The organism is Streptomyces sp. NBC_01390, assembly GCF_045040105.1.
Lineage (GTDB): Bacteria > Actinomycetota > Actinomycetes > Streptomycetales > Streptomycetaceae > Streptomyces.
The window spans coordinates 3,088,650-3,102,344 of sequence record NZ_CP109551.1; the positions used below are offsets into that span (position 1 = coordinate 3,088,650).

A 13,695-nucleotide genomic window follows, 5' to 3' on the forward strand; every position below is an offset into this window, starting at 1 on the left:
GACTTCTCAGGCGCTGGGTGTACTGCGGAGTCAGCCGGCCAGTCGGTTGAGCTTGCGGATCTGTCTGTCGAAGGCGCGCGAGGGCACGATCCGGCGCAGGACGCTGACGCGTTTGGCCATCGAGCCGGCGGTGTACCGGAGCTTGGGCCTGGAATCGGTGGCGGCCGCGACGATCACCTTCGCGACAACGTCCGGGTCGTCGGCGTTGCGCACGGCCGTGGCCAGCACGTCTCGGGAGACCTCCCGCTGTGCGGCGTAGACCGGCAGGGGCGAGTCGGGTGCCATGCTGCTCGCCTCGAAACTCGTGCTTGTGTAGGCCGGCTCGACCAGAAGCACCCGGACGCCGTGCTCGCGAAGCTCGTGGTCGACGGACTCGGAGTAGCCCTCGACCGCATGCTTGGTGGCGGCGTAGACGGCCATGAAGGGGGCTGGGATCAGACCGAGTACCGAGGAGACGTTGACCACGCGGCCACTGCCCTGGGCGCGCATGTGGGGCAACACTGCGTTGGTCATCCGCATCACGCCGAAGACGTTGATGTCGAAGACCTCCTTGGCCTGGTCGATCGAGCTCTCCTCGCCGGCGCCGACCGCGCCCACGCCCGCATTGTTGACCAGGACGTCGATCCGGCCGAACCGATCGATCACCTCCCCGACCAGGGAGCGGACCGACTTGTCGCCGGCCACGTCGAGATCGAGGAACGTCACCCCGGCGAGCGGCTCGGCGTTCGCCGCGTTGCGGCTCGTGCCGACCACCGCGAAGCCGGCGCCCACCAGGGCGAGCGCCGCCGCCCGCCCGATCCCGGAGGAAGCGCCCGTCACGAGGGCCACTCGGGGAGCTGTCTGCATGGTGGTTCCTTCGGTTGTGGGCATGGCTTCGTCGGGCACCGTGCGGGGTCGCCTGCGCCCAGGTCGACACGGTCCGCACCGGTCTGCAAGCCCGGACCAAGCCTGCCCAGTGAGCTCAGAACGGTTGCGTACTGGAGTGTCAGAAACCTAGGCGGTTCTGTACTGAGTTGTCAAGAAGGGTGGGTCGGCTTTACCGTCGTTGGATGGCCAGACCACGAAGCTTCGACCGCGACCACGTCCTCCATGCCGCCGAGCGGCAGTTCCGGGCCTCGGGCTACAACGGCACGAGCGTCGACGACATCAGCGCCGCCACCGGCCTGGGCCGCGGCAGCCTCTACGGCGCGTTCGACGGCAAGCACGGCGTGCTGCTGGAGGCGATGACCGGCTACTTCGCCCGGCTGGCGCAGGGTCCGGGGAAGATGCTCGCCGGACCGGACGAGGGCGCCCTGGAACGACTGCACACATACCTGCTCCGCGCCGTCCACGGGGTGCCACTCGCCGCCGACGTACCCCCCGCCTCTGACCGGGCGGGGGCGGCCTGCTTCGCCGCCAAGATGGCCCTGGAGATCGGCGCCACCGACGCCGAAGTGAAACGCCTGGCCAACGACTGCTTCTCCGTAGTCCGGACGGCGGTGGCCGAGTGCGTGCAAGCGGCGCAGCGCAACGGCGACATCGACCCCGACGCGGATCCCGACGACCTTGCGTACCTTCTGCTGACCATCGTCCGCGGGAGCGATGTCGTAGGCGCGTACGGCCACAGTCCCGCCCGCCTGACCTCGATCGCGGAGACCGCGTTCGCCTTGCTGCCTCGCCCGCGCCACCACTGAGAAGGGCACGGCCGGCCTCGTTGCACAGGCATCTGATGCTGTCGGCCCACTTCGACGCCGCGGAGACACGGCCCGTAGGTTTACGCGCCGCCGTGACCTCGTGTGTTGGCGCGTGCTGTGGTGTTCCCCGGTGGCGTGGGCAACACGCGCAAGGACCCGGAGGCCTTCGCCAGCCTCATCCACGACGTGGAGACGAAGATCTTCGGTCCGCTCCCCGACGAGAGCTGGGTCTACCCGGGGTACGGCAGCGACACCACCCTGGGTGCGGAGCGGCCCCACCTGCCGCAATGGCACGCGCGAGGCTGGTGAGCCCGCGAGGGACGACCTCGCACACGGGGTGGTGAACTCCAGCCAGGGGGCGCGCAGTTGGCGGCCGCACGCCCCGTGCGAAACGAACACACATACCGGGAGCGCACACGCGCTCCCGGCGTGCGCCCTGGCGTAGTCCACTGAAAAGCAGCCCCGCGCAGGATGACGGCTCCTGAGCGGTACGGGCCGCCGACCTGTCGATCCCCGCCCTCGGTCGGCGGCCCCGGCGTTCACAGACACGTAACACCCGTTCCCACTATGCGGACAATTCCGCCTGTGACCTGGACAAATGGCATGCTGCGCTGCCACTCTCCCGCCATGCACCTTGCCCCTCACACGCTGCGTCGCGTGGTTTCCGCCGCCACTGTCGCCCTGCTCGCCACCGCTGTCGGCTGCGCCCCGCAGCCGGATGAGAAGAGCGCCGCCAAACCCACCGGGACGGCCGGAGCCACCTGTGCCAAGGGCAAGCTGGCCACCCAGACCTCGGACAAACTGACGATCGCCACCGACGAGCCCGCGTACGAGCCCTGGTTCAAGGACGGCAAGCCGGCCAATGGTGAGGGCTTCGAGTCGGCGGTCGCGTACGCGGTCGCGCAGCAGCTCGGCTACGACAAGGCGAACGTCGTGTGGCAGAGCGTGCCCTTCAACAAGGCGTTCGCGCCCGGGGTGAAGACCTTCGACTTCGACATCAACCAGGTGTCGATCAGCGCCGAACGCAAGAAGGCCGTGGACTTCTCGTCCGGCTACTACGACGTCCGCCAGGCCGTCATCGCGCTGAAGAACTCCAAGGCCGCGAAGGCGACCAGCATCGCGGACCTCAAGGGCCTCAAGCTGGGCGCCCAGGTCGGCACCACCAGCCTCAACTACATCGACGACGTGGTGAAGCCGACCCAGGAGCCGGCCGCGTACGCCAAGAACGACCAGGCCAAGTCCGCGCTGCAGAACGGCCAGGTCGACGCCATCGTCGTGGACCTGCCGACCGCCTTCTACATCACCGCCGCCGAGGTGACCGACGCGAAGATCGTCGGGCAGTTCGAGAACCAGGGCGGTACGCCCGAGCAGTTCGGACTCGTGCTCGACAAGGGCAGCGCACTCACCTCCTGCGTGACGACCGCGGTGGACGCCCTGCGCAAGGACGGCACGCTCGCCTCGATCGAGAAGCAGTGGCTGTCGGACGCGGTCGACGCCCCGGTGCTCAAGTGACAGTAGTGAAGGAGGAGTCCGGGCAGGATGATCCTGCCGACCTGCCGGACCGGGGCGACGGTTACGTCCCCTCGCAGCGGCGGATCGACCGTGAGCGGTACAAGCGCAGCCGCGCGCGCCGCGCCACGTCGATCGCCGCGCTGTCCACCCTGGTCACCGGGATCGTCATCTACCTGGTCGTGGTGAGCGCGCCGGGCTGGCCGCGCACCAAGGAGACGTTCTTCAACGCGCAGTACGCGCGCGAGGCGTTCCCCAAGGTCCTCGAAGGGCTGTGGCTCAACGTACGGCTGCTGCTGATCTGCGGAGTCGCCGTACTTGTCCTGGGCATGCTCATCGCCATCGCGCGCACCCTGCGCGGCCCGGTGTTCTTCCCGCTGCGCGCGCTGGCCGCCGCGTACACGGACTTCTTCCGCGGACTCCCGCTGATCATCAACCTGATGATCGTCGTCCTGGGGGTCCCGGCGCTGCGGCTCCAGGGCATCACCGTGGACCCGGTGCTCCTCGGCGGTACGGCGCTGACGCTGACGTATTCGGCGTACGTCGCCGAGGTGTTCAGGGCCGGCATCGAGTCCGTGCACCCGTCGCAGCGGGCGGCGGCGCGCTCCCTCGGGCTGACCAACCGGCAGGCGCTGCGGTACGTCGTGCTGCCCCAGGCCGTCCGACGTCAGGTGCCGCCACTGCTCAACGACCTGGTGTCGCTGCAGAAGGACACCGGGCTCGTCTCGATCGGCGGCGCGGTCGACGCCGTACGCGCGGCCGACATCATCGTGGGCCGCAGCCTCAACTACACGCCGTACATCGTCGCGGGACTGGTCTTCGTCGCACTGACCATCCCGATGACCCGCTTCACGGACTGGGTGACGGCCCGGATGGACCGGCAACGGGCGCAGGGAGGAACACTGTGAGCGACGTCCCCGACAGCTCCACCTCCTCCCCCGTGCTGCGCATGGAGGCCGTGCGCAAGACCTTCGGTGACACGGTCGTCCTGCGGGACGTCGATCTGGAGGTCGCCCCGCACACCGTGACCGCTCTGATCGGCGCGTCCGGCTCGGGCAAGTCGACGCTCCTGCGGTGCGCGAACCTGCTGGAGGACATCGACGACGGCGCGATCTGGCTGGACGGCGAGGAGATCACCGACCCGCGGACCGACCAGGACGCCGTACGCCGCCGGATCGGCGTGGTGTTCCAGGCGTACAACCTCTTCCCGCACATGACCGTCCTGGAGAACATCACCCTCGCCCCGCGGCGCGTACACGGCGTGGACCGCGCGGAGGCGGAGCAGTACGCCCGTGAGCTGCTGGAGCGGCTCGGGCTGGGCGCGAAGGCGAGCGAGTACCCGGACCGGCTGAGCGGCGGCCAGCAGCAGCGCGCGGCGATCGTCCGCGCCCTTGCCGTACGTCCCCGGCTGCTGCTCCTCGACGAGGTCACCGCGGCCCTCGACCCGGAGCTCGTGGGCGAGGTCCTCGCCGTCGTCCGGGATCTGAAGGGCGACGGCATGACGATGGTGCTGGCCACCCACGAGATGGGCTTCGCCCGCGATGTCGCGGACCAGGTCTGCTTCCTGGAGGGCGGCGTGGTCCTGGAACGCGGCACAGCCGAGCAGGTGTTCGGCGATCCGCAACAGGAGCGCACGCGGCAGTTCCTGCGGCGGATCGTGGAGGCCGGGCGGCTGTAGGTCACGCCTCCGCGGTAGCCGCACTCACCAGAGCGGCGACCCGCTCCACCCCGAACACGTACCCCTGCACACCGCACCCCGCGATGACGCCGTCGGCGCGCAGCGAGACGTACGAGTGGTGCCGGAACGTCTCGCGCTGGTGGATGTTGGAGATGTGGACCTCCAGCACCGGCATGCCGTCGCAGGTGTTGAGGGCGTCCAGGATCGCGACGGACGTGTGCGAGTAGGCGCCCGGGTTGATGACGATGCCCGCGTGGTTGAGGCGTGCCTCCTGGATCCAGTCGACCAGCTCGCCCTCGTGGTTGGACTGGCGGAAGTCCACCGTGCCGCCGTGCCCCGCCGCCGCCTTGGCGCACAGGGCCTCGACGTCGGCGAGGGTGTCGGAGCCGTAGATCTCCGGCTGGCGCTGGCCCAGGAGGTTCAGGTTGGGCCCGTTGAGGATCATGATCGGGGCGTTGGCGAGGGTGCGGGGCACGGTTCGGTTCCTCCGGTCCGTTCAGCGGTGGCGGCCTGTCGAGGACCGCTGCTCAGCCCCCGGTTTATCACGGTGCGCCGACAGTGGGGCGGTCCGTACTGTCCCGGCATGACCACCCCTGTCTATCCCCCCAAGCCTTCACCCGGCGACCGCATAGCCGTGATCTCGCCAGGAGCCGGACTGCCCGGGCTCTTCCCGCGCCCCCACGAACTGGGGCTGGAGCGGCTGCGCAAGGAGTTCGGGCTCGAACCGGTCGAGTATCCGGCGACCCGGAAGATGGGCTCGACGCCCCAGGAGCGCGCCGACGACATCCACGCGGCGTTCGCCGATCCCGACATCAAGGCGGTCATCGCGACGATCGGCGGCGACGACCAGATCACCGTCCTGCCGTTCCTGGACCGGGAGTTGATCCGGGCGAACCCGAAGCCGTTCTTCGGGATGAGCGACAACACGAACCTGCTCGCCTTCCTGTACAACACCGGGATCGTCGGCTACCACGGCGCCACCGTGATGACGGCGCTGGGACGTCCCGTGGCCATGGAACCGCTGACCGCCGAGTCCCTGCGGGCCGCCCTGTTCACGTCGGGAGAGTACGAACTGCGGCCCGCCGAGCGCTGGAACGACGTCAACCGCGACTGGGCCGACCCCGCGACCTTCGACAGCGAACCGGAGACCCGGCCCGGCACCGGCTGGACCTGGCTGAACGCCGACCGTGTGGTGGAGGGCCGCGGTTGGGGCGGCTGTCTGGAGATCCTGGGCTGGCTGCTGATGGCCGACCGCGAGATCTCCCACGATCTGACGGTCTACGACGGTGGAGTGCTGCTCCTGGAGACCTCGGAGGACATGCCGAGCAGCGAGGAGGTCTTCCGGACGCTGCGCAACATGGGCGAGCGAGGACTGCTCCAGCGCTTCTCCGCGCTGCTGATGGGGCGCGCCAAGACCTGGTCCTTCGAACAGCCCAACAGCCCGGATGAGGCCGCCCGTTACGCCGCCGAGCAGCGGGAGGCGGTCCAGCGCGCGCTGAGCGCCTACGCTCCCGGTCTGATGACCGTCTTCGACGTGGACTTCGGACACACGGATCCGCAACTCGTCCTCCCCTATGGAGGGTCGATACGGGTAGACGGCCCTGACCGGCGCATCACCGTGACGTACTGATCCCGGTCGTCTCCCGCACGCCCCCGTAACGCGCGGTCACCGTGGGTAGTTGACCCGGTATGCACGACGTACGCAGGGTAAGGGCGCCTTCCATGGTGCGGCTGGCCGCCGCCTCGCTCGCGGGGACGGCCATCGAGTTCTACGACTTCTTCGTCTACGGCACCGCGGCCGCACTGGTGCTGGGGCCCCTGTTCTTCCCGACGTTCTCGCCGGTGGCCGCGACGCTGGCCGCCTTCGGGACGTTCGGTGTCGGGTTCCTCGCCCGGCCGCTGGGGTCGGTGCTGTTCGGCCACATCGGGGACCGGCACGGGCGGCGGCCGGTCCTCGTCGTCTCCCTGCTGCTGACCGGGGCGTCGACGGTCGCGGTCGGCTGCCTACCGACGTACGGGTCGATCGGCACCGCGGCTCCCGTGCTCCTCCTGGCGCTGCGTTTCCTCCAGGGGCTCGGGCTCGGCGGGGAGTGGGGCGGGGCGGTCCTGCTGACCGCGGAGCACGCGCCGGCCGAACGGCGCGCTCTGTGGGCGAGCTTCCCGCAGGTCGGCCCCGCGGTGGGCTTCCTGCTCGCCAACGGCGTGATGCTGGCGCTGTCCGTGTCCCTCACGGAGGCGCAGTTCGCCTCGTGGGGGTGGCGGGTGCCGTTCTGGGCGGCCGGGGTGCTCGCCGTGGCGGGGCTGTGGCTGCGTTCCTCGCTCCCCGAGAGCCCGAGTTTCCTGGAGATCGACAACCACAGCCGCGTGCCGCTCGCCGAAGTGGTGCGCGACCACTGGCGGCTGGTCCTGCTGACGGCGGGTGCGCTCGCGGTCGGATACGCGGTGTTCTACGCGGTGACGACCTGGTCCCTCGCCTACGGGACGGAACACCTCGGTGTCAGCCGTACCGTCATGCTGGCCTGCATCATGGCCGCGGTGGTGGTCAAGGGCGCCCTGACCCCCGTGGTGGCTCTCCTCGGGGACCGTTACGGCCGCCGGCCGCTGTGCCTCACGGGGTGTGCCGCGGCCGCCCTGTGGATGTGCCCCATGGTCGCGCTGCTGTCGACCGGCGAACCGCTGCTGATGTTCCTCGGGTTCCTGGTGGCGCTGATCGCGTTCGTCACGATGTTCGCGGTGATCGCGGCGTATCTGCCGGAGCTGTACGAGCCACGCGTACGGTGCACGGGCGCCACGGTCGGTTACAACCTCGGCGGGGTCCTCGGCGGCGCGCTCACGCCGATCGTGGCGACGGCGCTCGCCGAGGACGGGGGCCGGGTCCCGTGGGGCGTGGGGCTGTACCTGACGGGGATCGCCCTGTTCAGCCTGGGGTGCTTCGCGTTGCTGCCGGAGACCAGGCCGGTGCCCCGCCTCGCCGCCGTACCGGCCACGGAGTGACGGGAACGGCGATCAGGGGTTGATGGCCAGCTCCAGGTAGGCCGCGAACAGCACCAGATGTACGCCGCCCTGGAGCGGCGTGGCCCGCCCCGGCACCACCGTCAGCGAACCCACCACCACTGTCAGGGCCAGCAACACCATGTGGGTGGCGCCGAGGCCGAGGACCAGCGGCCCGGAGAGCCAGACGGACGCCAGTGCCACGGCGGGGATGGTCAGGCCGATGCTGGCCATCGCGGACCCAAGAGCGAGGTTCAGGCTGGTCTGCACCCGGTCACGGCGCGCGGAGCGCAGCGCGGCGATGGTCTCGGGAAGCAGCACGAGCAGGGCGATGATCACACCGACGACGGCATGGGGCAGGCCGGCCGCCTCCACCCCGGACTCGATGGTGGGCGACACGCCCTTCGCGAGACCGACCACGCCGATGAGCGCCATGCCCAGCAGGCCCAGGCTGACCTTGACCTCGCGGGCGGTCGGGAGTTCGGCATGGCCGTCCGCGGTGATGACCTCGCCCTGCCGAGAGACGGGGAGGAAGTAGTCGCGGTGCCGCACGGTCTGGGTCGCCACGAACAGGCCGTAGAGGACCAGGGAGGCGAGCGCGGCGAAGGTGAGCTGGGCGGTGGAGAACTCGGGACCCGGCTTGCTCGTGGTGAACGTCGGCAGTACCAGGCTGAGCGTGGCCAGCGTCGCGACCGTGGCGAGGGCGGCGCCGGTGCCCTCCGGGTTGAAGACCGCGGTCCCGTGGCGGATCGAGGCGGTGAGGAGGCTCAGCCCGACGATGCCGTTGCAGGTGATCATCACGGCCGCGAAGACGGTGTCCCTCGCCAGGGTGGAACTCTTGTCCCCGCCGTCCGCCATCAGCGTGACGATCAGGGCGACCTCGATGATCGTGACGGCGACGGCCAGCACGAGGGAGCCGAAGGGTTCACCGACCCGGTGGGCGATCACTTCCGCGTGGTGCACGGCGGCCAGCACGGCTCCCGCGAGGACCAGTGTCACCAGTGCGACGACCACGCCGGGGAGGTCGCGTCCCCAGGTGAACACCAGCAGGACGACCGCGGCCATCGGCACGACGGCCGTCCACCGCGTCGCGAGCGACCGCAGTTGGACGATCATTCAGCGACCGTCGCAGACGGACATGCGCCACACACCCGCACACCTATCCGCGCCCGCTCATGACGACCACCCCACAGACGGTCCTTCACCCTGCTCCCTTCGTGTTCTGCCTGGGCTTCGATCCGCTGCCCCGGAACGGGGCGCGTACTCCCGCACCCCGGACCCTCGCACCGGCCTCCCGCACCGGTTCGCCGGGCCCGGAGCCCTACGGCGGCACGGGCCCGGCGCGCGCCGCTGGGCCCACTCGGTTGTCCCGCCGCCGCTACTTCAGCTCGGTCTTCTCCTGTACGTCGCAGTCGGTGAAGATCGGGGGCCTCGTACACAGCGAGGCCATCTTCTCCGCCATCCTGCTCGTCTCCGGGTCGTCGCTGTTGCGCATGGCCTCGTCGTGGGAGTCGAACTCGATCACCACCAGGAACCTGTTGGGCTGGTTCCTGTCCTGCAGGACGAGGCGGTGCGTGGGTCCGCCGGCACGGCCGCCGAGACTCGCGTCGGCCTCCTGGACCAGTGCCCGCATCTCCTCCATCCGGTCGGTCTCGATGTCGATGATCTGAACGAACTTCGTCGGTGTTTCCACGATGCCTCCACCCGGCCGTGGCGTCCCCGGACAAGGGACGCTCACCATCCAACGAAGCACCGGGAACGGTGATCGGCAATTCGCCGCGCACCGCTCCCGATGTGGTTGTTCCTACGTCCGACGTGGTCAGGCCTCGATGCTGTCCTTCGGAGCGCCTTCGCTGTCGTTCTGCGCCGCCTTGAGCGCCTCCTGCTTCCTGGACGCGATCAGGCTGGTGATCGTGGTGATGACCAGGACCCCGCAGATCACTCCGAGGGAGACCGGTATGGAGATCTCCGGTACGTGGACACCGGACTCGTGCAGCGCGTGCAGCACCAGCTTGACGCCGATGAAGCCGAGGATGACCGACAGGCCGTACGAGAGGTGGACCAGCTTCCTCAGCAGTCCGCCGATGAGGAAGTACAGCTGGCGCAGGCCCATCAGGGCGAACGCGTTGGCGGTGAAGACGATGTAGGGGTCCTGGGTCAGGCCGAAGATCGCCGGGATCGAGTCGAGGGCGAACAGGACGTCCGTGGTACCGATCGCGAGCATCACGACCAGCATCGGCGTCATGACCCGCTTGCCGTTCTGCTCGATCCACAGCTTGGTGCCGTGGTAGCGGTCGGCCACGCCGAACCGCTTCTCGACAGCCTTGAGCAGCTTGTTCTCCTCGAACTCCTCGTCCTCGTCGTCGGCGCGGGCCTCCTGGATCAGCTTCCAGGCGGTCCAGATGAGGAAGGCACCGAAGATGTAGAACACCCACGCGAAGCTCGCGAGGATCGCTGCACCGGCGGCGATGAATATCGCGCGCAGGACAAGCGCGATGAGGACACCGACGAGGAGCACGCGCTGCTGGTACTGCGAGGGCACCGCGAACTTCGCCATGATCAGGACGAAGACGAAGAGGTTGTCGACACTCAACGACTTCTCGGTGATGAAGCCCGCGAAGAACTCGCCGGCGGGCTCGCCGCCACTGAAGACGAGCAGTCCCACGCCGAAGAGGCCGGCCAGGGCTATCCAGACGACCGTCCAGATTCCGGCTTCCTTGATCGACACGTCGTGAGGCTTGCGCCCGATGAAGAAGTCCACCGCGATCAGAGCGGCGAGACCCACGATGGTAAGGACCCAAAGGGTCACGGAAACATTCACTGCGCCTCCGGCAGTAGTAACGGCAAATTTCAGCGTCGTCGCTACCGGAGGTCTCTTCCACCCGCGACAGCCGGGCTCCTTCACGCGCCCGGACGCCTGCGGGCCGACGCCCCGGGATCTGGATTGATCCGTATTGACGGGTACGCCGCAGCAGGTAGGGAGTACTCCCCTCCGTTGGGAAGACAGTACCCCAATCACCAAGGAAAGGTAAAGAGATTAGTAAAAGAAAATCAAAACCTGCAGGTCAGGCGACTTTGCAGATACTTGGTAAAGCGACTGCGGGCGTCAGTGGTTCCAGGAACGGCGGGCCGCCGCGACCTGGCCGAGCACCTGCTGGAGCACCTGACTGCCCTGCGGCACGACCGACGGCTCGTACGTCCACGCATGGCCGACCCACGGGTCGGCTAGGTGGTCGTCGGGTACAGGAGTCAGTCGCATCAGCGAACGCCAGAGCGGGTCGAGCAACGGCCCGTACGCGGCGGCGTCCTCACGGTCGGCCACCATCATCAGGTGGACGCCGACGGCCGGGCCCTCGTCCGCGAGATACCGCAGCTGGGTGACCGCCCGGTCGTCGAAACCGTGCGGGAAGTCGTTGACGATCACCAGCTGCTGAGCGGTGTCGAGGTCAGGCGGCAGTGAGTCGGCCGCGCCACCGCGCACCGCCATCTGCACCAGGTCGACGCGCTGGGTCAGCCGGCCCAGGACGTCCGCGACACCGGCGGCCCCGGTGGCGGGCGGGCCCGCGAGCACACCGGTCCGCAGCAGCGGCGCGAGGGCCGGGGCTCCCGAACCCGCCGGATCGATGACGTGCACGGCGAATTCGCCCGCCGGATGGACCGCGAGCAGCCGGGCCGCGTGCGCCACCGCCGTGTCCATGGCCAGCCGCCGCAGCTCGTCGGATTCGAGGAACGATCCGTCGAGGGACTCACAGCCGCTGTCGATCCACAGGCCGCGCTCCAACGGCAGCCGAACAAGCATCGGGACACTCAGTCCGGCACTCTCGGGCAGCCGCAGGTCGCCCACGCGCAGCGCCATGGGCATTTCCATCGGTACGCGGTAGCCGTGCCAGACCGGGTTGTCCCAGCGCGCGTACGCCAGGGGCAGCGCGGGCTCGACCACCTCGGCCTCGGCGGCCAGCTGGGAGAGGTCGCGGTCGAGGGCGGCGCGGGCCTGGTCGACGAGCTGGGCCTGCTTGGCGCGGGCCGCTTCCCGGGCGGCGTCGCCCCGGCCCCCGACCCTGCTGCGTGGATCTGCCAGCGCCTTGTCGATCTCCTGTTCCATACGCGAGTCGGCGAAGTCCACGGCGCTGCGGTATGCGGCGACGGTTCGCGCCAGGTCCTCGAACATGCCCCAGACCTGGTTGTAGAGCCGCTCGTCCATGGACCATCCGGTCGCGTCGCCCGCGACCGGCCGCGCGGACTCGCCGGACCGGGCCGGGGGTGCGGTCGGCGGTGCCGGCGGCGGAGCGGCCGTACGGCGGCCGGGATGGCTGTAGTCGATGGGAGTTCCGGCAGCGGTGTCGGCCTGCGCCGGGGTGTTCTGCGGGTCCTGGACTTCGTACGGCGACGAAGGCCGAGCAGTGCCCTGGTCCCCCTGAACCGGGGAACCGGCCTGCTCCGGGGCGCCGGGAATCGGGGTGTCCTGGGGCCCCTGAGCCCCGTACGGCGACGTGGCCTGCGCGGGTTCGGGGGACGACGCTGTCCGGCGAGTGCGGTCGCCGTCCACTGTGCGGGGTGGCGGGGGCGCCACTGCGCGGGAGTGGGCCCGGGACACCGCCTCGTCGATGACGTCCGCGAGGTGGCGTGCCTCGGGGAGGCCCTGGTCGGTGAGGAGTTCGACGAGGCCGCCGGCGTATCCCTGGCCGATGGCGCGCACCTTCCAGGCGTCGTGCCTGCGGTAGAGCTCCAGGGCGACCACCGCCGACTCGGCCTCGAGGCCCGTGATCCGGTAGCTGGCGATCTCGGTGCCGTCGAGGCCGGTCACGGCGACGAAGGGGGCGGCCACGGCACCGAACCGGACCGGCCCTCCCCCACCCGACGGCAGGGCCAGCAGCACGCTGATCCGGTGCACGGACTCCGGCATGGCACCCAGGTCCACGGCGAGCCGGTGGTCGGCCGCCGCCTGCTTGGAGACCTCCAGGCCGGGGAGCGTGGGAGCTCCTGGATGGGCCACCCACTCGACGCCGCGAACCCTGCCCTGCTCGTCGCCGATCGTGGCCCCGGCCACGATCGGCGTGCCGGCCGAGATCCGCACTTCGAGGCGGACCTGGGAGAGCGGATGGTTCTGCCCCCGGACCAGCTCGGCCGTCATCGCCTTCGTCCCCCCGTGTCGTTCTCTTGTTCCGTGGGCCGCCCGGCCCGGCTACAGATGCGGCAGGATCGCCGGCATCAGGTCCTGGAAGGTGCGGCCGTTGGCGGGCGTGCCAAGGGCTGTCATCTGCCAGCCCGAGCCCGCGCGGTGCACCTTCGCCATGATCTGAGCCGTGTACTGGCCCCCGCCGTCCAGCGTGTAGCGGGCGAGTTCGTCACCGTTGGTCTCGTCGACCAGCCGGCAGAACGCGTTCTGCACCTCCTGGAAGGTCTGCCCCGTGAAGGAGTTCACGGTGAAGACGATCTGGTCGATGTGGACCGGCACACGCGGCAGGTCTACGAGGATCGCCTCGTCGTCACCACCCTGGCCGACACCGCCGACGAGGTTGTCACCGGTGTGCCGCACAGAGCCGTCGTCGCTCACGAGGTGGCGGAAGAACACGACGTCCATGGGCTGCTTGTCGGCGAACAGTACGGCCGAGGCGTCCAGGTCGATCTCCCGCGTACGCGACCCGAACAGGCCCCGACGGGGTGCCGCCTGCCAGCCGAGGCCCATCCGCACCGCGGTCAGGGTGCCCCCGTCGTTCTTCTGCAGGCTGATGGCCTGACCCTTGGTCAGATTGACGCTGCCACTGGGCGTTCCACCCTTGGATACGTCCACCACGCGCTGTTCCCCTCTCGAGCCGTCCCCTGTTTCCGCGGGGTCCGCGGATG

13 protein-coding genes and 1 pseudogene are annotated in these 13,695 nt (G+C 69.6%); 7 read left to right on the forward strand and 7 right to left on the reverse strand.

All coding sequences use genetic code 11. The features are described 5' to 3' along the window. Positions 1-30 precede the first annotated feature (30 nt). Positions 31-846, reverse strand: a complete 816-nt coding sequence (locus tag OG241_RS13755; RefSeq protein ID WP_405815596.1) for an oxidoreductase — start codon at positions 844-846, stop codon at positions 31-33. 203 nt (positions 847-1,049) lie between these two features. On the opposite strand from OG241_RS13755, the gene OG241_RS13760 reads away from it, so the two are divergent. The 5 genes and pseudogenes from OG241_RS13760 (at position 1,050) to OG241_RS13780 (ending at position 4,860) form a co-directional block, all read left to right on the forward strand. Then, complete coding sequence (locus OG241_RS13760; RefSeq protein ID WP_405815597.1) at positions 1,050-1,673, forward strand: TetR/AcrR family transcriptional regulator; 624 nt, start codon at positions 1,050-1,052, stop codon at positions 1,671-1,673. 120 nt (positions 1,674-1,793) lie between these two features. Next, positions 1,794-1,982 (forward strand): annotated as a pseudogene (locus OG241_RS13765) (MBL fold metallo-hydrolase); the annotation flags it as partial. A 318-nt stretch (positions 1,983-2,300) separates the two neighbouring features. Then, positions 2,301-3,185: an ABC transporter substrate-binding protein gene (locus tag OG241_RS13770; protein ID WP_405815598.1), complete on the forward strand. Its 885-nt coding sequence runs from the start codon at positions 2,301-2,303 to the stop codon at positions 3,183-3,185. After that, positions 3,182-4,090, forward strand: a complete 909-nt coding sequence (locus OG241_RS13775) for an amino acid ABC transporter permease (protein ID WP_405815599.1) — start codon at positions 3,182-3,184, stop codon at positions 4,088-4,090. Before OG241_RS13770 ends, OG241_RS13775 begins: the two co-directional genes overlap by 4 nt. 41 nt (positions 4,091-4,131) lie before the next feature. Next, positions 4,132-4,860 (forward strand): amino acid ABC transporter ATP-binding protein, encoded by a 729-nt coding sequence (locus OG241_RS13780; protein WP_405826191.1) that lies wholly within the window; start codon positions 4,132-4,134, stop codon positions 4,858-4,860. A gap of 1 nt (position 4,861) precedes the next feature. On the opposite strand, the gene aroQ is transcribed toward OG241_RS13780, so the two are convergent. Next, entirely contained in the window at positions 4,862-5,335 is a 474-nt protein-coding gene (aroQ, locus tag OG241_RS13785; protein WP_405815600.1) for a type II 3-dehydroquinate dehydratase, read from the reverse strand. 108 nt (positions 5,336-5,443) lie between these two features. On the opposite strand from aroQ, the gene OG241_RS13790 reads away from it, so the two are divergent. Both OG241_RS13790 and OG241_RS13795 read left to right on the forward strand, forming a co-directional pair. Further along, entirely contained in the window at positions 5,444-6,490 is a 1,047-nt protein-coding gene (locus OG241_RS13790) for a S66 peptidase family protein (RefSeq protein WP_405815602.1), read from the forward strand. Positions 6,491-6,582: 92 nt separating this feature from the next. Then, complete coding sequence (locus tag OG241_RS13795) at positions 6,583-7,854, forward strand: MFS transporter (RefSeq protein WP_405815603.1); 1,272 nt, start codon at positions 6,583-6,585, stop codon at positions 7,852-7,854. Between the two features lie 12 nt (positions 7,855-7,866). Here OG241_RS13795 and OG241_RS13800 read toward each other — a convergent pair whose 3' ends face one another. The 5 genes from OG241_RS13800 to OG241_RS13820 all read right to left on the reverse strand — a co-directional run bounded on the left by OG241_RS13800 (position 7,867) and on the right by OG241_RS13820 (position 13,600). Continuing rightward, the gene (locus OG241_RS13800; protein WP_405815604.1) at positions 7,867-8,967 is read right to left on the reverse strand and encodes a calcium:proton antiporter; all 1,101 of its coding nucleotides are present in this window, start codon (positions 8,965-8,967) and stop codon (positions 7,867-7,869) included. A gap of 262 nt (positions 8,968-9,229) precedes the next feature. Beyond that, entirely contained in the window at positions 9,230-9,544 is a 315-nt protein-coding gene (locus OG241_RS13805; RefSeq protein ID WP_405815605.1) for a hypothetical protein, read from the reverse strand. 126 nt (positions 9,545-9,670) lie between these two features. Further along, complete coding sequence (locus OG241_RS13810; RefSeq protein ID WP_405815606.1) at positions 9,671-10,672, reverse strand: TerC family protein; 1,002 nt, start codon at positions 10,670-10,672, stop codon at positions 9,671-9,673. Positions 10,673-10,957: 285 nt separating this feature from the next. Then, positions 10,958-12,982, reverse strand: coding sequence for a TerD family protein (locus OG241_RS13815; protein WP_405815607.1), 2,025 nt, complete (start codon positions 12,980-12,982; stop codon positions 10,958-10,960). A gap of 51 nt (positions 12,983-13,033) precedes the next feature. Next, on the reverse strand, positions 13,034-13,600 hold the full coding sequence (locus OG241_RS13820) for a TerD family protein (protein ID WP_405826193.1): 567 nt from the start codon (positions 13,598-13,600) through the stop codon (positions 13,034-13,036). Between the last annotated feature and the right edge of the window lie 95 nt (positions 13,601-13,695).